The organism is Ruegeria sp. HKCCD3925 (genome assembly GCF_057221175.1).
In genome coordinates this window covers 290989-310706 of record NZ_JBWVBI010000004.1, presented here as the reverse complement: position 1 = coordinate 310706, position 19718 = coordinate 290989, and the positions used below count along the sequence as shown (strand labels likewise).

Below are 19718 nucleotides of genomic sequence, written 5' to 3'. Positions count from 1 at the left end.
GTCGGTTTTTTGATTGACCCGAGCGTTGGGGTTTTCAATGTTGGCGCAAACGTTAAACCGCAAGGCAGCAATGCAAACAATCACCGAACCCGCCCGCCAGATCCCCGTTGTTCATCAGACAGACGTATTGGTTGTCGGCTCGGGCCCCGCTGGATTGTCAGCAGCGCTGGCTGCCGCACGCGCTGGGGCCGAAGTTTCCTTGATGGATAGATTCGGTTGCATGGGTGGGAATATTACGGCAGTCGGCGTCGAAGGCTTTGCCTGGTATCGCCACGAACAAACTGTCGAGGCCGGAGGCATCGGCATGGAATTCGAAACCCGCGCCAAAGAGATGGGTGCAGCAGTGCCTGAAAGCCAATCGCTCAGCTACGAACTGGACAGCGAGGGTTTCAAGCTGGTGGCCGACAAGCTGGTCGAAGAGGCCGGCGTTCACCCGATGCTGCACCGTCAATTCGTTGCCCCAATCATGGAAGGGGATCGCATCACTGGGGTGATTACCGAATCCAAAGCGGGGCGTGAGGCGATCTTGGCCAAGGTTGTCATCGACGCCACAGGGGATGCAGATGTAGCGCATCGCGCGGGCGCCCCGACGCACAAGACGCCGCGTGAGGACATGATGGCAGCCTCGGTCATGTTCCATCTGGCCGGTGTCGACAAACGGGCGTTTATGGAAGGCATCAAAGCCGATCCGCAGACCTACAAGGACTGGGGCGGCGGTGGCGAATGGAATATCGAGACCTCTGGCAAAGAGGACGACATGTTCTCACCCTTCGTCAAGAAACCCTTCCAGCAGGCGATTGATGAGGGCCTGATCCCGGCGCATCTGAACACGATTGCAGGCACGTGGGGAGCGATGCACGATACCGGAGAGCTGACTTATATGAACCTGATTCATATGGACCAGATCGATGGAACCGACCCCGAAAGCCTGACCTTTGGTGAAATCGAAGGCCGCCGACAGGCGATGCTGGCCATTGATGCCCTCCGCCGTTTCATGCCGGGGTGCGAAAACGCACGTCTACGCAATTTCGGAATGACCATCGGCATTCGGGATACGCGCAAGATCGATGCCGTCTACAACATGACCGAAACCGATGCCCGACATCAGGGCCGGTTCGAGGATTCCATCGGTATCTACCCTGAATTCATCGATGGCTACGGCATTCTGATCTTGCCGACCACGGGGCGATATATGCAGATTCCGTATCGCTCGATGCTTCCCAAAGGGATCAAGGGCCTGTTGGTTGCGGGCCGGTCCCATGGCGCGGATCGGGTCGCTCACGCCGCGACGCGCAACATGTCCTGCTGCGCGGTGATGGGTCAGGGCGCAGGGATCGCGGCGGCCTTATCGCTGAAAAGCAATCAGGAGCTCGACAGTATGAACCTTGCTCCTGTGCATAAGGAACTGGAACGGCAAGGCGTGAGAATTACCTAATGGAGCATATTCCGACCATAGATATCAGCCCGCTGACTGATCCTTCTAGTCCGCTGTATCAAGCAACGGTCGCGCAGATCATGGATGCCTGCACCAGTATCGGGTTTCTGTCGATCACAGGAACAGGCATCGCGCCTGAGCACATCGAGCAGGTGCGCGAGTGTGTCAGTGCGATCTTTGATATCGACGAGGCCCGAAAATGGGATCAGGCCATCACCCGCGAAAACTATCGTGGGTACATTCCGATGGGGTTCTTCACGCCCAATGACGGCTCGGGCGCGGCGGATAAGTACGAAGGGTACAAGCTGCATTTCGAAGCAGCCGAAGATGCGCCGATCCGGGTTGAATGCGCGCTTTACGGCCCGAATATCTGGCCCCGAGAAGTGCCCCAGGCCCGCGCGGTAATACTGGATTACTGGCTACAGCTTGATGGCGTAACAGATCTTTTGCTGGGTGCATTGGAAGTGGGGTTAAAAATCCCGCCCAACACACTACGCGACGCCTTCCGCGACCCGATGACCAACATGACCCTGCTACACTATCCGCCACAATCCCCGGATGAGCGTGGCTATGGAATTCATCCGCATAAGGACACCGACGCACTGACAATAATCGCTCCCGATCCGGTCGGAGGACTTGAGGTGCAGACCCGCACCGGCGGCTGGATCACACCGGACTGCCCGCCCGGCGGCTTCGTGGTCAATATCGGCGACATGCTGGAACTGTGGTCGGGCGGGCGGTTGAAATCGACCCCGCATCGCGTGGTTAATCGATCCGGGCGTGAACGCTATTCCTTCCCTTATTTCGCCGTTCCGCGCCACGATGTGGTGGTTGCGCCACTGCTGCCTGCCCTGCCCGGCTTTGATCGCCCGAAGGTACATTGCGGACACTGGTCGGCGGAAATCTGGCGCACCAACTGGCCTGATGAAATGGCCACAGGTGAGACACCGGAACTGGGTACTCTGACAGACTAGGGTATAAAAATCGCGCGCCATGAACCGCTTGCATCGCCGGGCGTCATGGGCCAAGAACACGGCAATGCTGTGCAAACGAGGGATTGCGCCATGGCCTTGCCGGTGAAGGATCAGCTTAGATACTGGGGCATTGCCGCCGCTGTTTTCGTGCTGCTTTTGTACCTGTTGGGCGATGTCTTGCTGCCCTTTGTGATCGGTGGTGCGATTGCATATTTCCTTGATCCCGTTGCGGACCGCCTGGAAACACTCGGCCTTTCGCGCATGGCTGCGACCGGGATCATTACCGTTGTCGGCGTGTTTGGTTTTGTTTTGATGATTCTTATGGTTGTGCCCGCGTTGATCACACAGCTACTGGATCTGATTGATGTTTTGCCAAGCCTTTTTAAAGAACTGCGCGCCTTTATTGAGAAACAATTCCCGGCTTTGCTCGATCGCGAATCAAATACCCACCAGATGCTGGTGTCATTTGGCGAGACGCTGAAATCAAAAACCGGCGATGTGCTGCAAACCGTTCTGGCCTCATTGGGTTCAGCGATAAATGTTGTCGTCCTGTTGGTTATCGTACCGGTTGTCGCGGTTTATCTGCTGATGGATTGGGATCGCATGATCACCCGGATCGGAGAGCTCTTGCCCCGTGATCACGCCCCCACGATCAAACGACTTGCTGGTGAAATCGACGCCGTTCTTGCCTCATTCGTGCGTGGAATGGGTACCGTCTGCCTGATCCTCGGCACCTACTATGCTGTCGCATTGATGCTGGTCGGTCTGCAATTCGGCCTGATCGTCGGCTTCATTGCAGGGCTGGTAACCTTCATCCCCTATTTGGGCGCCCTGATCGGAGGCACCCTAGCCATAGGCCTGGCCCTGTTTCAGTTCTGGGGGGATTGGGCACATATCGGTTTGGTCGCCGGTATTTTTGCTATCGGACAGGTGACCGAGGGCAACTTCCTGACGCCCAAACTCGTCGGTAGTTCGGTGGGCCTGCACCCGGTCTGGCTGCTGCTGGCCTTGTCGGTCTTCGGCGCACTGTTCGGCTTTGTCGGAATGCTGATCGCAGTACCTGTAGCGGCTGCCTTGGGCGTGCTGGCACGGTTTGCGACCGAGCAGTATCTGCACAGCCGCCTATATACCGGGCTTGAAGGGCTCAATCAGGAAGACGAATAAATGGCCATGCAGCTCAGCTTTGATCTGCCGTCCAAGACTGCCTTGGGCCGCGAAGACTTTTTCGTCTCGCCTGCTAATGCGCTAGCTGTTGCGATGATCTCTGCCACCTCATGGCCTGGCAACAAACTGGTGCTGAGCGGCCCTGCAGGATCGGGCAAGACCCATCTGGCGCATGTCTGGGCCGGCGAGACCGGCGGTCGAATCGTACAAGCCGCCGCGCTTCGATATGACGACGTGCCGGACCTGGCGCGCGGTCCGGTGGCGGTCGAAGATGTGCCAGTAATCGCGGCGGACGTCGAGCAGCAGAAAACTCTGTTCCATTTGCACAATCTGGTTCTGGCCGAGGGCCACGCCTTGCTGATGACCGGGCGCACGACGCCGAAACTGTGGCATCTGCCGCTGGCCGATCTGCAAAGCCGGGCCGAAGGTGCGCATCATGTGTCGCTTGAAGGGCCGGACGATGCGTTGCTGGGCGCAGTGCTGGCGAAGCTATTCACCGACCGGCAGCTCAATCCGGGGCCTGATGTCATAGCCTATCTGGTCAAGCACATGAATCGCAGCTTTGAAACCGCCGCCCGCGTCGTCGAACAGCTGGACGAAATTGCGCTGACCGAAAAACGCGACATCACCCGTGCGCTGGCGGTGCGTCTATTGAACACAGAAGCCGAACAATCGGATGCCTGCAATTGACCGGACAAGGGTGATCTCGCATCCTGTCGCGCAAAAGACCTGGGGACACCATGACCAAGATTGCCGAGACTGATTTCCCGGATCACGGGCTGTTCGGAAGGCCGCTGTTCGAAGATCCGGGCGCCCGTGCACTTTCCCGGGTCGGGGTTGTCGATATCGGATCGAACTCGGTCCGGATGGTGATTTTTGACGGTGCGGCGCGCTCACCGGCCTATTTCTACAATGAAAAGGTGATGTGCGAACTGGGCGCCGGCCTGTCAGAGACCGGCCGACTGAACCCTGAAGGTCGCAAACGGGCGCTGGCTGCCTTGCACAGGTTTCAGCATCTTGCCAGAGACCTCGGCCTGCCCGCCCTGCACGCGGTCGCCACCGCTGCGGTGCGCGAGGCCAGCGATGGACCGGATTTCTGCGCGCAGGCAAAAGCCGAAACCGGCCTGATCATCAACGTTGTCGATGGCGAGGAAGAAGCACGGCTCTCAGCTCAGGGCGTGCTGCTGGGTTGGCCCGGAGCTTATGGGCTGATCTGCGACATCGGTGGCTCGTCCGTCGAACTCGCTGAGATCGGAGGCGGCAAGGTCGGACGTCGCATGACTTCGCCCCTGGGGCCGCTCAAGCTGCGCGATATCAAAGGCGGTCGCCGGGCGCGTAAGGAGCATATCAAGAAGACGCTGGAAGAGATGCGCGACCGGATGGGCCCTCAACGTGATCGGCTGTTTCTGGTCGGCGGCAGCTGGCGCGCCTTTGCCCGGCTAGATATGCTGCGCCGAGGCTATCCGCTGAACGTGCTGCACGAATACCGCATGACACAAAGTCAGGTACGCGAGACCATCAAGTTCATCGAACAGAATGATCCTGATGAATTGCGCGCATTGGCCGGTGTGTCGGGCTCGCGTATGGCATTGATCCCCTATGCAATGGATGTGCTTTCCCGCCTGATCCGCACGTTCAAACCCAAGGACATAGCGATTTCTAGCTACGGCATCCGCGAAGGATTGCTGTATGAACAGATGCCGCAACGCCTGCGCGACCGGGATCCTTTGATCGAAGCCTGCCGGTTTGCCGAAGCGAAAGACGCGCGCTTGCCCGGTTTCGGCAAACACCTGTTCGATTTTGTCATGCCCTTGTTCCGTTCCGCGCCGGAACCGATGCTGCGCCTGATCAAGGCAGCTTGTCTGCTGCATGACGTCAGTTGGCGTGCGCATCCAGATTACCGGGCCGAGGCCTGTTTCGAATATGTCACCCGCGCCAACATGAGCGGGATCAAACACTCCGAGCGGATCTTTATCGGGCTCGCTTTGCAACACCGATATCGCAACAAACGCGAAGGGAGCCGCTTTACCGAGCTTTACGAACTGCTCGACGAACGCGGCCAGGAACAAGCCGAAATCCTGGGCAAAGCACTACGGTTCGGAGCGATGCTTTGGATGCAGCACGACGCAGCCATGGGCAAGATGCGTTACTATCCCAAAAAACAAAAGCTCGAACTGCGTCTGCCCAAATCGGCAGGCGCATTGTTCAACGAAGTCGCCGAGGCCCGTTTTAACTCGTTGGCCGGCGCGCTGAAATCAGAACCCAAAGTGATCATTCGGGGATAATCAGATATCGGTATAACCGTTAGAAGTCTCTTCTTCCGGCACAACTTCTTCGGGCTGATCTTTGGGCTTCTTGCGGATGATAATGTCGCCGTTTGGTAACATCTCGGGCGCTTCATACGCGCTCCAATCCTGCACCTGAGCAGCCAAATCAGCCAGCGCCGGACCCATTTCCCGCATGAAAGACTGCAAAGCCGGACCAAATTGGTCCGCAAATCCACGCAGGTCTTCGAGCGTGGGCTCCATCTCCTGCCGCAAGCCTTCCAGAAATAACTCGGCACCCCGCTCCATCAGCGACTTACCTGAATCGTTCTGTGCTTGGGCAGGCAGGGCCAAGGCGGTACAAACAGCGCTGATCAGCATGAGACGTAGCATAGCTTGAATATAAGCGAGCGTTCCGAGTGTTGAAAGGTCAGAGCGTAATATCCAACGTTACCGGGAAGTGGTCGGATGCGGTTAGCAAGGCATCCCTCAGCTCGGGGTTGCCCCAGCAGGCGGCATCTCGAAACGGATGCCAGATGCGCCAGTTCGGGTGGTGGGCGCGCAAATCCTCGCTAATCATGATGTAGTCCAACAACGCCTCAAGATACCGTCCCTCATTAGGCCGTGCAAATCGGGCAGTTGCCGGGACAGAACCGGGGCGCAGTTCCAATGCCCTTGCTGCATGAGGATCATAGAGCCCCGCCTGCAACAATATCTCGACCGACGATCGACCGAAGAGGTGTTCGAACTCGTCCAGTCCGGGTCCGTCATTGAGATCGCCCACCAAAATCACCGGCTCTTGCTCCGTCAAATGATGTCGGACCCGTCGACCCAGCCATACCGCCTGCGCCAACTGCTTACGGCGATTGGCAATCGAAATTCGTATCATCTCATCCCGCGATGCAGCGCCATGGGGCGCTTTGGACTTCAGATGCGCCCCGATCAGTCGAAACTCCTGCCCTGAGGTTGTTTGGATCGCCAATTCCATCGGAGGCTTTGAAAACCGCACAAGATCCTCGGTCGCATCCACATCCAGGTCGATCCGGAACTCGGCATCGAAACGCGGCGCGTTCTCAGCCTCCCTTGCGTCGTGTTTGGCTGTAAGAATTTCGGGATCATAAAGCAGGGCCAATTCCTGATGTGTATCATTGGGAAATCCCATGATTGCATGGCTTGTACGCAGACCGAACGCCTCGGAAAATCGCTGCAAGGCACGGACGGTATTCTGAGACTTGCCTGTGTTGGGGGCTTCGACGATCAGCATCGCATCGGCATCAATCGCCGTCAGCACCTTTGCGATCGCCTCAACCTGCCGGGCCTTGGTCACATCGTGACGCCCTGACCAGCTGTCATCGACAATCAGGCTGTCATTGCGATCAAACAGGTTGGCGAACCATTCGATATTGTAGGTCGCCAACCGCACGGATCAGACCCGGGCGCCGTTGATTTCATCCCAGGCGCGGTTGATATCGATCATCTTTTTCTCGGCCAGCCGCACCGCCTCTTCCGGAACGCCGCGTGCCAGCATCGCATCGGGATGAGTTTCTCTCACCAGTTGCCGCCAAACCTTGCGAATTTCGGTCAGAGGAGCGTCGCGGGGAACGCCCAGAACCGTATAGGGGTCTTTCGGCGCATCCGGTACGAAACGCGCGCGCAGGGCCATGAACTGAGCGTTGGTCTGGCCGAAAATGCGGCTGACTTCTTCCAAAAACTCGTTTTCGTTCGGATGGTAGAACCCGTCCGCCATGGCAATGTGAAACAGCCCTTCCATCAAATCGCACAGGGTGGTGCTATCTTCGGCGAACATGCGGGCAATCCGGCGGGCATAGTCCTGATATCCAGCAACGTCTGTCCGTGCCATGTCAAAGACCTTGGCCGCCCCGTCTTCATCTTCGGGCGCGATCTGGAACACTTCACGGAAAGCCGTCACCTCATCCCGCGTCACCTGACCGTCGGCCTTGGCCATCTTGGCGCCAAGCGCCACAACAGCAATCGCAAAGGCCACCGAACGTTCTGGCGGCGTGCGCAGTTTCTCAAACACCGCAGTCAGGCTTTCGCCCTGGGCAAGCGCGTTCAGCGCGTCGGCTATTCTGGACCAGATCGACATGGGCGCACCCTAGCGTGCCTTGTCACGACTGTCAGGTGCGACAGATGACTGCGGGCCGAGTATTTTCTGCATCAGGACAAGATCCAGCCGCTGCCCCCATTTGAACCCCACTTCAGGCATGCGTCCCACCTGCTTGAAGCCAATTGCCTTATGGAAGGCTAGGGCTGCGGGGTTGGCCGATGAAATGCCCGCCACCAAGACATGCACGTTATCCTCCCGCGCGATGGCTTCAAGAGCCTCCATCAACGAACGGCCAACATTCTGGCCTCTGGCTTCGGGTGCCAACTGAATCGAATGTTCGCGGCACTGCGCATATCCCGGTCCCGAGCGGAAGGTGCCATAGGTCGCAAACCCCTCGACGGCACCACTGCGCTCGGCGACCAAGAAGGCGGGACCTCTGGTTTCGATCTCTGCCACCACGCTTTCAACGCTGCGTTCATCAGTGGTGAAAGTGACCAGCGTATCACGGATAATCACGTTTGCTATCGCCGCAATCGCGGATGCATCGTGGGCTCTGGCCTGCCGGATGTTCATTCCAGCACGCGCAACCCGTGCGGTGTTTCGACTTCAGCGCGCAATGCAGCCGGGCCGCTGTCAAACGCGACATACTCCAACGCCCCCAAACCCTTGGCTAAGTCGATTGCATCCGGATGGCACACTATAAGGCGGCGTAACCGGCAGCCACTGTCCTGAAGCATTTGCGCCGGATGCAGATCACCCTGCCACTCAATAAGCGCCGGAAAGAGGTTGTCAAATGGCAGACGTCCATTTGGGGGGACTGCCATACGCCAGCGCAGTGCGCCTCGGTTCAGATCGATAGGTTGTCCGACGCCGTCGGGGAAAACGGTCAGTGACGCTTCGATATCCGGAACCCGGCAAATCCAGTTGGTCAGGCGGGGTGATCCGGTGAACCGGTCCAGATCGAACCAGCGCGTCCTTTGCGGTTTGGAGGCTTCGGGGTCGATCGCAATCGCCTCCAGATAGAGCCCATCCCGCAAGCCCAAAAGTCGATTATACGTCCCGAATTTTTCATGCTTGCCGCCGTCCTGAAGCCGTACGCCCAGCGCCTGTTCGATATGGTCAGAAGCTTCTTCAAGCGTTTCGCCCGCAACAGCCAGATGATCCAGTAACATGAAGACGCCTCCTGATGACAAACGACCAGACCATTTGGGTCTGGTCGCATGTTTTCCGCAAAGGGGCGAAATCACAAGATTTTTCGTACGAAAAATCTAGGCCCCGGTGTCAGGACTTAGCTTCACCGATCAAACGCAAGATGTCTTGTGCCGCGTCAGGGATATTCGTTCCCGGACCAAAGATCGCCTTCACACCGTGATCGTAAAGGAACTGGTAATCCTGTTGCGGAATGACCCCACCGCAGATGACTATGATGTCTTCAGCCCCTGCCTTTTTCAGTTCCTCAACCAACTGAGGCGCCAATGTCTTATGCCCCGCAGCCTGCGAAGAGATCCCAATCACATGCACATCATTGTCCACCGCGTCCTGTGCGGCTTCTGCAGGCGTCTGGAACAGAGGGCCGACATCCACGTCAAACCCGATATCAGCAAAAGCAGTGGCAATCACCTTGGCCCCTCGATCGTGGCCGTCCTGCCCCATCTTGACCACCAGCAGACGCGGGCGACGGCCCTCGGCCTCGGCGAATTCTTCTATGGAATTCTGGATCGCGGCAAAACCTTCGTCACCTTCATAGGCCGCGCCATAAACACCGGCCAGGGTCTTCACTTCGGCGCGGTGGCGACCGAACTCTTTCTCCATTGCCATGCTGATCTCTCCTACGGATGCGCGGGCTCGGGCGGCCTCGACGGCGGCAGCCAGAAGGTTTCCACCCTCGCGGGCGGTTGTTGTCAGGGCGTCCAGCGCCTGTTGGCAAGCCGCCTCGTCGCGCATAGCACGGATGCGTTCCAGCCGTGCAACCTGAGCTTCGCGCACCGCGACGTTGTCGACGTCCAGAATGTCGATCGGGTCTTCCTGCTCCTTGCGGTACTTGTTGACGCCAACGATGACTTCTTCGCCCCGGTCGATCATGGCCTGACGGCGCGCGGCGCTTTCTTCGATGCGTAGTTTGGGCATACCGCTGGCAACGGCCTTGGTCATGCCGCCCATCTCCTCGACCTCTTCCATCAAAGCCCAAGCTTTTTCGACCAGCTCATTGGTCAGACTTTCAACGTAGTAAGAGCCCGCAAGCGGATCGACCACATCGGTCACGCCGGTTTCCTCTTGCAATACCAGCTGCGTGTTCCGCGCGATACGAGCCGAGAAATCGGTGGGCAGGGCAATCGCCTCGTCCAGTGCGTTGGTGTGCAGCGATTGGGTGCCGCCCAGAACCGCGCTCATGGCTTCATAGGCGGTACGGACCACGTTGTTATAGGGATCTTGCTCCTGCAGACTAACACCGGATGTCTGGCAATGTGTCCGCAGCATTTTCGACCGTTCGGATTTCGCCCCGAACTCGGTCATTACGCGATGCCAAAGGGTGCGCGCGGCGCGCAGTTTCGCGATCTCCATGAAGAAATTCATGCCGATGGCGAAGAAGAACGACAGACGACCCGCGAACTTGTCCACGTCCATACCCGATTGCGTCGCAGCACGCACATATTCGCGGCCATCGGCGAGCGTATATGCCAGCTCTTGCACGAGGTTCGCGCCGGCCTCTTGCATGTGATAGCCGGAGATTGAAATCGAGTTGAACTTGGGCATCTCGTTCGAGGTGTATTCGATGATGTCCGAAATGATCTTCATCGATGGCTCGGGCGGGTAGATATAGGTGTTACGCACCATAAACTCTTTCAGAATGTCGTTCTGAATGGTGCCCGAGAGCACGGCCTTGTCATGCCCCTGCTCTTCACCTGCAACGATGAAGCTGGCCAGAACCGGGATCACTGCCCCGTTCATCGTCATTGAGACTGAAACCTTGTCCAGCGGGATACCGTCGAACAGGATTTTCATATCCTCAACGCTGTCGATGGCCACACCGGCCTTGCCGACATCGCCCACCACACGGGGATGGTCACTGTCATACCCCCGGTGAGTCGCCAGATCGAAGGCGACCGAGACACCTTGCTGGCCGGCTGCCAGATTGCGGCGGTAAAATGCATTCGATTCTTCAGCCGTCGAGAAGCCTGCATATTGACGGATCGTCCAAGGGCGCCCTGCATACATCGTCGCCTTTACGCCGCGCGTAAACGGACCGAAGCCCGGAAGCGAGCCCATATGCGGCAGATCAGCCGTGTCTTCCTGAGTATAAAGCGGTTTGACGTCGATGCCTTCCAGCGTCTCTTTGGTCAGATCGCCCAAAGGTCGGCCGCGCAGCTCTTTTTCAGCCAGCACCTGCCAGTCGTTGGTGTCGGTCATGTCGATTTCCTCTGTTCGATTCTGGTTTCGGCGGGGGCGACCCCGCGTGCATTGCTATCTGTCCGGCAGATCAGTTCAGCCCTCCCATCGGCGCCCGAGGCAAGCCATTCCAGATCATCGGCATAATCAGCCCAAAGCTGCATCGCCTGTTCAGCGGTCAGACCATGGGGCGTGGCTTTGGGCGCAGCATTCAACGCAAGGCCATCGCTGAATTCGGGCGCGGTGCGACCCGTCAGCGCCTGAAGCTGCGCCTGTTGATGACCCGCAAATTCCTCAAACGGCAAAACGAGCAATGGGACGCCCGGGAAGGCGTGGCTAATATCGGTGATGACGTCTCGCCAGCTCCGCTTGCTTTGCGCGATGCGGGTCCACTTTGTGGGCTCGATTGGGGCGCTGCCACGTTTGAACTTATAGGCGGCCACGGAAGACCAATACATATCCAACGCGCGGATATTCAGTGCAATTTTGCTGACTCCGCCATCGAAGGCCTTTGCCAAAAGCTGCCCGCGTTCCTGCATGCCGGGATAAAGCGAGGCAAAGGCGATATTGCGCTCCATCGAGCCCACGAAATTCTCTTGGCTGACCAATAGCTGCGTCGCGCCGTCTTGCTGACATACGTCTAACTCGCGGCGTAATCCATCACAGACCTCAGTCGTCAATTTGTTCAAGCTGTTGAGGCCATTGGAACGTGTTCGCTCCAGCCCCCAATACGCCAGCCCTTGATCTGCAAGGACCTGCACGTTCCGGCTCAGATAGTTCTGGAAACTGGTGCTTGCACATCGATGTGCGCCACAATGCAGGATCACTTCCATCGGCCTACTCTCCCCACGCGAAGGCCGCGGGAACGGCGCGTTTTGCAGGCAAATTGATAAATACGCATGGGTAGGTGCGGCGTCCACGAAGCAAATTTTTGGTGATCACACGCATTTCGTCAGTCGCATTCGCCCCAGCAGAGGCTATATTCATGACAACAGGAGGCCTCATGACACGCACGCTTGCCTTTGTTTTCTCGGCACTATTCCCGTTGGCCGCCTTGGCCGCCGACGCGACTGCCCCTGCGGATGACAGCTTTGTTCGTCCAGTAGCTGACAGCGATCTAAGCGATTTTCTCTGGACGCATCGCCCGATCGTCGTTTTTGCCGATACCCCGGCAGACCCAAGATTCCAGCAACAGATTGACATGTTACTCGAAGGCGAGGACGCAATGCGGGATCGCGACGTGATTGTCTTGACCGATACTGATCCGGCGGCGCGATCATCGATCCGATCAAAACTGCGACCGCGTGGTTTCCAGATGGTGTTTGTCGACAAGGATGGTGTCGTCAAACTGCGCAAACCCAGCCCATGGAGCGTGCGTGAGATTGGCCGGTCCATTGACAAGACGCCTTTGCGCGAGCGCGAAATCCGCGAACGACGTGAGGGCGGCTGAGCACCTGCGACATGCCTCAAGATCCCGGCGGAAGCCGCTGGGAACCTTGAAAGATATGTCGCAGGTGCGCGCATCATCACTCGAACTCGATGATCACATCGTCAACGGCCAGACTGTCGCCGGGGCCCGCGTTGATCTTGGAGACAACGCCCTTTTTCTCGGCGCGCAGGATGTTCTCCATCTTCATCGCCTCAACGGTACAAAGTGCCTGACCTTCCTGCACCTCCTGACCTACTTCCACATCAATCTTCACGATCAAGCCCGGCATTGGGCAGAGCAGCATTTTCGATGTATCAGGCGGCAGCTTCTCGGGCATCAGGCGGGCCAGTTCGGCCTGACGCGCGGTGCGCACATGTACCTTGAGGTCAGCCCCTCGGTTTCGGATACGGAACCCGCCCGAAATCTTTCCAACCTTCAAGACCAACGGGCTGCCATCCACGTCCAACACCGCAAGTTGGTCACCCGGCGTCCAGTCAGAGGACACACGCAGAGCTGACCCGTCTTTAAATTTGACAGTCGCGCCCTGTTTGTCAGCCTTAACCTTGACGCTGAAATCCTGCCCTTGCAGAGCGACATTCCAACGTTTGCCGACTTTCCGTTCATGGTTGTCCATCCGGCCCGATACGCGGGTGCGACGGATTTCGGCAACCCGGTGCATGGCAGCGCACGAGGCTGCGATGCGACGCAGATCTTCTTCGGGAAGGTCGACGCCTTCAAATCCGTCCGGATACTCCTCGGCGATGAAAGCGGTCGTCATGTCACCACTTACAAATTTCGGGTGATCCATGACCGCTGACAGGAATGGCAAATTGTGACCGATGCCTTCGACTTCGAAACTGTCCAGCGCCACGCGCATCGCCTCAATCGCCTGTTCGCGGGTCGGTGCCCAAGTACACAGCTTGGCGATCATCGGGTCGTAATACATGCTGATCTCGCCGCCCTCATAGACGCCGGTATCGTTACGCACAGCGCTACCCCCTTTAGGCGCATCACCTTGCCATTTGTCATTCACAAGCAGCGGGCCGGCTGCGACCTCCTGCGGCGGGCGATAACGGGTAAGGCGGCCAATCGAGGGCAAGAAGCCACGATACGGGTCCTCTGCATAAAGACGGTTTTCAATCGCCCAGCCTGTCAGGGTGACGTCATCCTGCGTGATCGACAGTTTTTCACCAGCCGCCACACGGATCATCTGCTCCACCAGATCAACACCGGTGATCAGTTCGGTCACCGGGTGTTCCACCTGCAGGCGGGTGTTCATTTCGAGGAAGTAGAAGTTCTTTTCGCCATCCACGATGAACTCGACCGTACCGGCGCTGGCATAGTTCACAGCCTTGGCCAACGCGACCGCCTGTTCGCCCATCGCCTTGCGGGTTTCAGGGTCAAGGAACGGCGATGGCGCCTCTTCCACAACTTTCTGGTTCCGGCGCTGGATCGAGCATTCGCGTTCCCCGAGATAGATGCCATTGCCGTGACTGTCACAGAGCACCTGAATCTCGATGTGGCGCGGCTGAGTCACAAATTTCTCGATGAAAATCCGGTCGTCGCCGAAGGAGTTCGCGGCCTCGTTCTTGGATGACTGGAAACCTTCCCGCGCCTCTTCGTCATTCCACGCAATCCGCATGCCCTTGCCACCGCCGCCAGCGCTGGCCTTGATCATCACCGGATAGCCAATGTCGTTCGAAATCTTCACCGCCTCATCGGCGTCTTCGATCAGGCCCATGTAACCGGGCACCGTCGAAACCCCGGCCTCCTGCGCGATCTTCTTCGAGGTGATCTTGTCCCCCATGCTTTCGATCGCACCGACCGGGGGGCCGACAAAGGCGACGCCTTCGGCATCCAGCGCCTCGGCGAATTTGGAGTTCTCGGACAGAAATCCATAACCGGGGTGGACCGCCTGCGCGCCGCTTTTACGGATGGCATCCATCACCTTGTCGATGACGATGTATGACTGGTTGGCGGGCGGCGGGCCGATATGCACGGCCTCATCCGCCATTGAAACATGCAGGGCGTTCTTGTCAGCATCTGAATAGATGGCAACCGTGCCAATGCCCATCTTGCGGGCGGTCTTGATGACCCGGCAGGCAATCTCGCCCCGGTTTGCGATCAGGATCTTGTTGAACATGGAACGTCCTTTGGCTTGATGTTCTGGAAACGCAAAACGCCGCCGCGGGGCGTTGACCCCACGACGGCGTGATGCGCAATGACGGACGGGACTTTTCCAGCCCCGTTAAATTCAGCTTTAGTTACAGTTGTTCTGGGTCTTGCAGTAAAGCACGTTGCCCGCAGCCCCGACTGCCGCCCCAAGCAGCGGATCTGCACTGAGGACCGCCGCCCCCAGAGCCCCCGCACCGCCGCCAAGGATCGCCTGTTCGCCGGTCGAGCCACCGCAGGCCGCCAAACCCGCGCAGGTTGCCAACGCAAGAGAAATTCGTTTGATTCGCATGGTTTCTGCCCTTCTAGATTTTTTGCAGTCTTTGAGAGCAGATGCCGATTTCGCGCCCTGTTATGCAATAACACGGACCACAAACTTGCGAATTGCGCAGGTTTTTGCCGCTTTTTGTCCAAACCTGACAAAAAGAAAACCGCGGACAGAACTCTGTGGGGAACACAAGCCTGCCCGCGGAAGGAAGGGGTACGGAATAGTAGGTGCTTGTGCGACGCAGGCAAAGTAGAGCCGCACGGCCCAATCACTGTGCACAGCACAATTCTGGCCGCCAACCAGTTATTGTTTCCATCTGAGATTCCGGCTGAAACCTGCCCATCCAGCGCGGCACCACGCAGATTTGCGCCGACGTCGTAATCGCCCGGACAGCGACGACTACGTCTGAAATCCGTCACGTTCCTGTTACAAATCGAAGACTTGTAGCGAGGCAGTGCGCGAGGCACTTCACGCAACATCACTACAAACTCACGCAAAAATCCTTCCGGTGACAGTAACTTAGATTCCGGTTTCACCGCAGCGTGAAACGTCACATGTCTACCGACACTTTTGCTTGAAAAATTGAGAGCATCTTCTCTCAACTTGGTGATTTCCCAAGAATTCAGTTGCGTGGAACGGTGCCCCTGCACACTCGTACACAAGGAACTATCCATATGATAACAAAGGGTAAAAATGCTAGCCTGCTTGCTGCCAGCGCGCTTTCCGTGACCGGTATGCAAGCCTTGGCGCAAGATGCACAAACTCAGGCTGAACTGGATGCACTGCGCGCCCGGGTCGAAGCGCTGGAATCCTCCAATCCCGGGTCTGGCACTGGGGATCTGCAGATCGGCAACACCACTCTGGACGTCTACGGTTATGTCAAAGCCGACTTCTTCTATGACTTCGAATACGATCAGGGCGACACCGCATTCGTAAACGTGATTGGTGAACCCTCGGCCGAGACAGATGGTACGTTTGGCGCCACAGTCCGTCAGTCTCGTATCGGGCTGCGCACCAGCACGCCTTCGGGAATCGGAGACATTCAGGGCCAGATCGAAGTCGATGCCTTCGGCTCGGACGGAACCGCCGAATTCCGAATTCGTCACGCCAATATCCGGATTGGAGAACAATGGCTGATCGGACAATACTGGACCAATTTCCAACCTCTGGACACCTACCCGACCTCGGTGGAATTTAACGGGCCGGTCGGGATCGCTTTCGCGCGCGTACCGCAGGTGCGCTACACCAACAATATCGGATCGAATACCACCTTCGCCGTTTCCGTTGAAGAAAACGTCGGCGGCTCGGATTCGGATGATCCTGTGCTGACTGGTTCGGTCGAATACAACGATGGCAAATACATCGCTCGTGCCTCGGCGCTCTACGGCAAGGCGCAATCCGGCGACGTCGAGGTCGATCAGACCGGTTTCTCTTTGTCGGGCTCGATCCGACCGTGGGAAGGTGGGTTGTTCCAGGTCAACTATGTCAACGGCGAGGCACTTGGCCCCTACCTGATCGGCTTGGGCGACGCAGTCGTCGGGGGTCAGGCCAACGATGTTGATGGCTACACCATCGAATTCCGTCAGGACCTGAGTTCCAAATGGAACGTCGGCATCGCCTATGGCAAGGAAGACTACGACCTGCCTACATCGACCGGTACTTTGTCGTTCACCGAGCTTGAGACGATCCACGTCAATGCCTTTTACAAGGCGACAGACAACCTGACGCTCAGCGCCGAATACATCTATGGCGAGCGGAACGACACAATTTCCGGCGACACATTCGACGGCAATCGTGTCCAGTTGGCCGCGCAACTCAACTTCTGATGAAAACAGCCTACCCTGCCCGTTAGCGGACAGGGTTCCACTGTCACTGATCACCTGAGTGTTATGTGCGGCAGCCCCGGTCACAATCAGCGCACTCCGTCGAACACGTCAGGGAAAGATTGGCGCGCGGCGTCCAGATTGATCACCAGCAGAGCATCATAGCTTGCAGGATCAAACGGGTCTTCGGCGGCGACAACCTCACGCCCGAACAGCCAACTTAGACGGCCCGCGTCCAGATTGCCCCGCTCAAAGGGCTGATCACCAAAATGCGCCCATAACGCCTCGATAAACGCGACATCTGCGCGCTTGTCGGCGGGTTTGCGATCGCGAAAGCGTTCTCGCTGGGTCAGCGGCGTAACGCCCTTGGGATTGGCCCGCCGAATGGTGAACTGGAAGTCTGTTCCGGGCAAACGTCCGGGGAAACCGCGATGTTTCAGCATTGCGAAACCTCAACGGACAAGTTCCAGATATGGCAGGCCATCGGACATGCTTGCGGGATTGAAGTGATCATGCGAACCTCCAGAGCTGCATCACTGTATCGGGACACTCTGAGACCGTGACATTGTTGGTTCATGGTCAGAGCCCCTCCCAGATACACCGGGATTGATCCAGCCGGTAGGCTTCGAAGAACTGCGTTGCGTCAGGTTCGGAGGTGCCGAACGCCACCGGTCTGTCCGAAAACGAAATCACGATCCGGGCAGGCTGCAATTCGTGCTGGGCCACGTAAGGCACCGCCAGTGTTTCACACAAATGCTCCATGTCGACTACGGCGACATCATATGTGATACGACCTGCAGTCGATCCGATCTTGGGTGCAATGAACCGAAACCGCACCCAAAGCTCACCCGGATTGGTGTCCAGAAGCACATCGCTAAGCTCGACCGGTTGACCCGATGGCACGGGCAGCAGGTTTGAGGCCAGCGCCGAACCTACTCCGACCAGCAACGTAAAAACCCCGGCGCATCCCCGGATCCGCCAGCGGCGGTTTCCTTCCTCCGAGGGAGCGTGCAGAGCTGTTGCAACCTGCACGGTCTTATGTCCGGTCAATCGGGGCATTTACGGCTCGGGCCTCCTCGGCGGGCATTTACAGCGGGATATTGTCGTGCTTTTTCCAAGGGTTCTTCAGTTGCTTGCCGCGCAGGCTCGCAAATGCACGTGATACACGGCGGCGGGTCGATTGTGGCATGATCACCTCATCAATGAAGCCGCGCTCGGCCGCAACGAAGGGATTTGCGAACCGGTCCTCATAGTCCTGAGTGTGTTGTGCGATCTTATCGGAATCGCCGAGATCGGCGCGGTGGATGATTTCGGTCGCGCCCTTTGCACCCATCACCGCGATCTCAGCCGTGGGCCACGCATAGTTGAAATCGCCGCGCAGGTGTTTGGAGGCCATAACATCATACGCGCCACCGTAGGCCTTACGCGTAATTACGGTGACCTTTGGCACGGTCGCTTCGCCATAAGCAAATAGCAGTTTCGCGCCGTGCTTGATCACGCCGCCATACTCCTGCGAAGTGCCCGGCAGAAAGCCCGGAACATCAACAAGCGTCAGGATCGGGATTTCAAAGCAATCACAGAACCGCACGAACCGGGCCGCTTTTCGGGAACTATCGATGTCCAAACATCCTGCCAATACCATGGGTTGGTTGGCCACGACGCCCACGGTCTGCCCTTCAAGCCGGATAAAACCGGTGATGATGTTCTTAGCGTAGTCTTCCTGAATCTCGTAAAAATCACCCTCATCCGCCACTTTGGTGATCAGTTCCTTCATGTCGTACGGCGTGTTCGGATTGTCCGGGATCAGCGTATCCAGCGATGTCTCGACCCTGTCAGGGCTGTCAAAAAACGGACGAACCGGCGGTTTCTCGCGATTGTTGAGCGGAAGGAAGTCGACAAGACGGCGCACCTCGGCCAGCGCCTCCACATCGTTTTCAAACGCGCCATCAGCGACCGACGACTTTTTGGTGTGGGTCGAAGCCCCTCCCAGTTCCTCCGCCGTCACGACCTCATTGGTGACAGTCTTCACAACGTCTGGGCCGGTCACGAACATGTACGAGGTGTCTTTGACCATGAAGATGAAGTCGGTCATTGCAGGACTGTAAACCGCACCACCTGCACACGGCCCCATTATCACGCTGATCTGTGGCACGACGCCTGAGGCCATGATGTTACGCTGGAACACCTCAGCATATCCGGCCAATGAAGCGACGCCCTCCTGAATCCGCGCCCCGCCCGAGTCGTTGATCCCGATCACCGGCGCTCCGTTTTGAACTGCCATATCCATGATCTTGCAAATCTTCTGCGCATGGGTTTCTGACAGCGAGCCACCGAATACGGTGAAGTCCTGGCTGAAGACGTAGACCATTCGACCATTGATTGTACCCCAGCCTGTGACCACCCCGTCACCAGCAGGCTTTTGTTTCTCCATTCCGAAATCAGTGCAGCGATGGCTGACAAACATGTCAAACTCTTCAAAGCTGCCTTCGTCTACCAGCAACTCGATCCGTTCGCGTGCCGTCAGCTTTCCGCGGGCGTGTTGCGAGTCGATGCGTTTTTGCCCACCACCCAATCGCGCGTTGTTGCGACGGCCTTCGAGCTCGGAAAGGATGTCTTTCATGTCGGTAGTCTCCCAAGAGAATTTGCGCGACCATAACGATTTGGGAGCAGTGGCCAAAGTAGTTTTCGGCAAATTTGCAAATATTTGGCAACACTATTTGAGATAACTGCAAAT

19 protein-coding genes are annotated in these 19718 nt (G+C 57.6%); 7 read left to right on the top strand and 12 right to left on the bottom strand.

Features of this window, described 5'->3' with window-relative positions; genetic code table 11:
* Window positions 1-37: 37 nt before the first annotated feature.
* The 5 genes from AC2TEM_RS11655 to AC2TEM_RS11635 all read left to right on the top strand — a co-directional run bounded on the left by AC2TEM_RS11655 (window position 38) and on the right by AC2TEM_RS11635 (window position 5858).
* Complete coding sequence (locus AC2TEM_RS11655) at window positions 38-1435, top strand: FAD-dependent oxidoreductase (protein ID WP_170420770.1); 1398 nt, start codon at window positions 38-40, stop codon at window positions 1433-1435.
* Entirely contained in the window at window positions 1435-2409 is a 975-nt protein-coding gene (locus tag AC2TEM_RS11650; RefSeq protein ID WP_170420768.1) for an isopenicillin N synthase family dioxygenase, read from the top strand. Before AC2TEM_RS11655 ends, AC2TEM_RS11650 begins: the two co-directional genes overlap by 1 nt.
* Window positions 2410-2499: 90 nt before the next feature.
* Window positions 2500-3573, top strand: coding sequence for an AI-2E family transporter (locus AC2TEM_RS11645; RefSeq protein WP_170392915.1), 1074 nt, complete (start codon window positions 2500-2502; stop codon window positions 3571-3573).
* Complete coding sequence (locus AC2TEM_RS11640; RefSeq protein WP_170392125.1) at window positions 3574-4263, top strand: HdaA/DnaA family protein; 690 nt, start codon at window positions 3574-3576, stop codon at window positions 4261-4263.
* 50 nt (window positions 4264-4313) lie between these two features.
* Window positions 4314-5858 (top strand): Ppx/GppA family phosphatase, encoded by a 1545-nt coding sequence (locus AC2TEM_RS11635; protein ID WP_170401504.1) that lies wholly within the window; start codon window positions 4314-4316, stop codon window positions 5856-5858.
* Here AC2TEM_RS11635 and AC2TEM_RS11630 read toward each other — a convergent pair whose 3' ends face one another.
* From AC2TEM_RS11630 to AC2TEM_RS11600, 7 genes are all read right to left on the bottom strand, one after another.
* Window positions 5859-6230 (bottom strand): hypothetical protein, encoded by a 372-nt coding sequence (locus tag AC2TEM_RS11630; protein WP_170420766.1) that lies wholly within the window; start codon window positions 6228-6230, stop codon window positions 5859-5861. It lies immediately after the preceding gene.
* Between the two features lie 37 nt (window positions 6231-6267).
* The gene (locus tag AC2TEM_RS11625; protein ID WP_170420764.1) at window positions 6268-7260 is read right to left on the bottom strand and encodes an endonuclease/exonuclease/phosphatase family protein; all 993 of its coding nucleotides are present in this window, start codon (window positions 7258-7260) and stop codon (window positions 6268-6270) included.
* A 3-nt stretch (window positions 7261-7263) separates the two neighbouring features.
* A complete protein-coding gene (locus AC2TEM_RS11620) occupies window positions 7264-7944 on the bottom strand; it encodes a molecular chaperone DjiA (protein WP_170420762.1) in 681 nt (226 codons plus the stop codon).
* Window positions 7945-7953: 9 nt separating this feature from the next.
* On the bottom strand, window positions 7954-8478 hold the full coding sequence (locus tag AC2TEM_RS11615; protein ID WP_170420760.1) for a GNAT family N-acetyltransferase: 525 nt from the start codon (window positions 8476-8478) through the stop codon (window positions 7954-7956).
* Window positions 8475-9077, bottom strand: a complete 603-nt coding sequence (locus tag AC2TEM_RS11610) for a VOC family protein (protein ID WP_170420758.1) — start codon at window positions 9075-9077, stop codon at window positions 8475-8477. Before AC2TEM_RS11610 ends, AC2TEM_RS11615 begins: the two co-directional genes overlap by 4 nt.
* A gap of 109 nt (window positions 9078-9186) precedes the next feature.
* Window positions 9187-11313, bottom strand: a complete 2127-nt coding sequence (gene scpA / locus AC2TEM_RS11605) for a methylmalonyl-CoA mutase (protein WP_170420756.1) — start codon at window positions 11311-11313, stop codon at window positions 9187-9189.
* Window positions 11310-12125, bottom strand: coding sequence for a hypothetical protein (locus AC2TEM_RS11600; protein WP_480856195.1), 816 nt, complete (start codon window positions 12123-12125; stop codon window positions 11310-11312). The genes scpA and AC2TEM_RS11600 overlap by 4 nt, the downstream gene beginning before the upstream one ends.
* 170 nt (window positions 12126-12295) lie before the next feature.
* Between AC2TEM_RS11600 and AC2TEM_RS11595 the strand changes: the two genes are divergently transcribed.
* Entirely contained in the window at window positions 12296-12742 is a 447-nt protein-coding gene (locus AC2TEM_RS11595) for a DUF4174 domain-containing protein (protein ID WP_170392143.1), read from the top strand.
* 76 nt (window positions 12743-12818) lie between these two features.
* On the opposite strand, the gene AC2TEM_RS11590 is transcribed toward AC2TEM_RS11595, so the two are convergent.
* Both AC2TEM_RS11590 and AC2TEM_RS11585 read right to left on the bottom strand, forming a co-directional pair.
* A complete protein-coding gene (locus AC2TEM_RS11590; RefSeq protein WP_170420752.1) occupies window positions 12819-14864 on the bottom strand; it encodes an acetyl-CoA carboxylase biotin carboxylase subunit in 2046 nt (681 codons plus the stop codon).
* Between the two features lie 117 nt (window positions 14865-14981).
* Window positions 14982-15185 carry a hypothetical protein gene (locus AC2TEM_RS11585; protein WP_170392147.1) on the bottom strand — a complete coding sequence of 68 codons (204 nt, stop codon included), beginning with the start codon at window positions 15183-15185 and terminating at the stop codon, window positions 14982-14984.
* Between the two features lie 650 nt (window positions 15186-15835).
* Between AC2TEM_RS11585 and AC2TEM_RS11580 the strand changes: the two genes are divergently transcribed.
* Window positions 15836-16987 carry a DcaP family trimeric outer membrane transporter gene (locus AC2TEM_RS11580; RefSeq protein ID WP_170392149.1) on the top strand — a complete coding sequence of 384 codons (1152 nt, stop codon included), beginning with the start codon at window positions 15836-15838 and terminating at the stop codon, window positions 16985-16987.
* 86 nt (window positions 16988-17073) lie between these two features.
* Here the strand turns inward: AC2TEM_RS11580 and AC2TEM_RS11575 are convergent, their stop codons facing one another.
* The 3 genes from AC2TEM_RS11575 to AC2TEM_RS11565 all read right to left on the bottom strand — a co-directional run bounded on the left by AC2TEM_RS11575 (window position 17074) and on the right by AC2TEM_RS11565 (window position 19604).
* A complete protein-coding gene (locus AC2TEM_RS11575; protein WP_170392151.1) occupies window positions 17074-17427 on the bottom strand; it encodes a hypothetical protein in 354 nt (117 codons plus the stop codon).
* 136 nt (window positions 17428-17563) lie between these two features.
* On the bottom strand, window positions 17564-18043 hold the full coding sequence (locus AC2TEM_RS11570; RefSeq protein ID WP_480614831.1) for a DUF6497 family protein: 480 nt from the start codon (window positions 18041-18043) through the stop codon (window positions 17564-17566).
* 28 nt (window positions 18044-18071) lie between these two features.
* Window positions 18072-19604, bottom strand: a complete 1533-nt coding sequence (locus AC2TEM_RS11565) for an acyl-CoA carboxylase subunit beta (RefSeq protein ID WP_170392153.1) — start codon at window positions 19602-19604, stop codon at window positions 18072-18074.
* Between the last annotated feature and the right edge of the window lie 114 nt (window positions 19605-19718).

Coding starts and splice junctions, on each gene's coding strand:
- AC2TEM_RS11655 (WP_170420770.1), top strand. CDS start 38: ATGTTGGCGCAAACGTTAAACCGCAAGGCAGCAATGCAAACAATCACC.
- AC2TEM_RS11650 (WP_170420768.1), top strand. CDS start 1,435: ATGGAGCATATTCCGACCATAGATATCAGCCCGCTGACTGATCCTTCT.
- AC2TEM_RS11645 (WP_170392915.1), top strand. CDS start 2,500: ATGGCCTTGCCGGTGAAGGATCAGCTTAGATACTGGGGCATTGCCGCC.
- AC2TEM_RS11640 (WP_170392125.1), top strand. CDS start 3,574: ATGGCCATGCAGCTCAGCTTTGATCTGCCGTCCAAGACTGCCTTGGGC.
- AC2TEM_RS11635 (WP_170401504.1), top strand. CDS start 4,314: ATGACCAAGATTGCCGAGACTGATTTCCCGGATCACGGGCTGTTCGGA.
- AC2TEM_RS11630 (WP_170420766.1), bottom strand. CDS start 6,230: ATGCTACGTCTCATGCTGATCAGCGCTGTTTGTACCGCCTTGGCCCTG.
- AC2TEM_RS11620 (WP_170420762.1), bottom strand. CDS start 7,944: ATGTCGATCTGGTCCAGAATAGCCGACGCGCTGAACGCGCTTGCCCAG.
- AC2TEM_RS11615 (WP_170420760.1), bottom strand. CDS start 8,478: ATGAACATCCGGCAGGCCAGAGCCCACGATGCATCCGCGATTGCGGCG.
- AC2TEM_RS11610 (WP_170420758.1), bottom strand. CDS start 9,077: ATGTTACTGGATCATCTGGCTGTTGCGGGCGAAACGCTTGAAGAAGCT.
- scpA (WP_170420756.1), bottom strand. CDS start 11,313: ATGACCGACACCAACGACTGGCAGGTGCTGGCTGAAAAAGAGCTGCGC.
- AC2TEM_RS11600 (WP_480856195.1), bottom strand. CDS start 12,125: ATGGAAGTGATCCTGCATTGTGGCGCACATCGATGTGCAAGCACCAGT.
- AC2TEM_RS11595 (WP_170392143.1), top strand. CDS start 12,296: ATGACACGCACGCTTGCCTTTGTTTTCTCGGCACTATTCCCGTTGGCC.
- AC2TEM_RS11590 (WP_170420752.1), bottom strand. CDS start 14,864: ATGTTCAACAAGATCCTGATCGCAAACCGGGGCGAGATTGCCTGCCGG.
- AC2TEM_RS11585 (WP_170392147.1), bottom strand. CDS start 15,185: ATGCGAATCAAACGAATTTCTCTTGCGTTGGCAACCTGCGCGGGTTTG.
- AC2TEM_RS11580 (WP_170392149.1), top strand. CDS start 15,836: ATGATAACAAAGGGTAAAAATGCTAGCCTGCTTGCTGCCAGCGCGCTT.
- AC2TEM_RS11575 (WP_170392151.1), bottom strand. CDS start 17,427: ATGCTGAAACATCGCGGTTTCCCCGGACGTTTGCCCGGAACAGACTTC.
- AC2TEM_RS11570 (WP_480614831.1), bottom strand. CDS start 18,043: ATGCCCCGATTGACCGGACATAAGACCGTGCAGGTTGCAACAGCTCTG.
- AC2TEM_RS11565 (WP_170392153.1), bottom strand. CDS start 19,604: ATGAAAGACATCCTTTCCGAGCTCGAAGGCCGTCGCAACAACGCGCGA.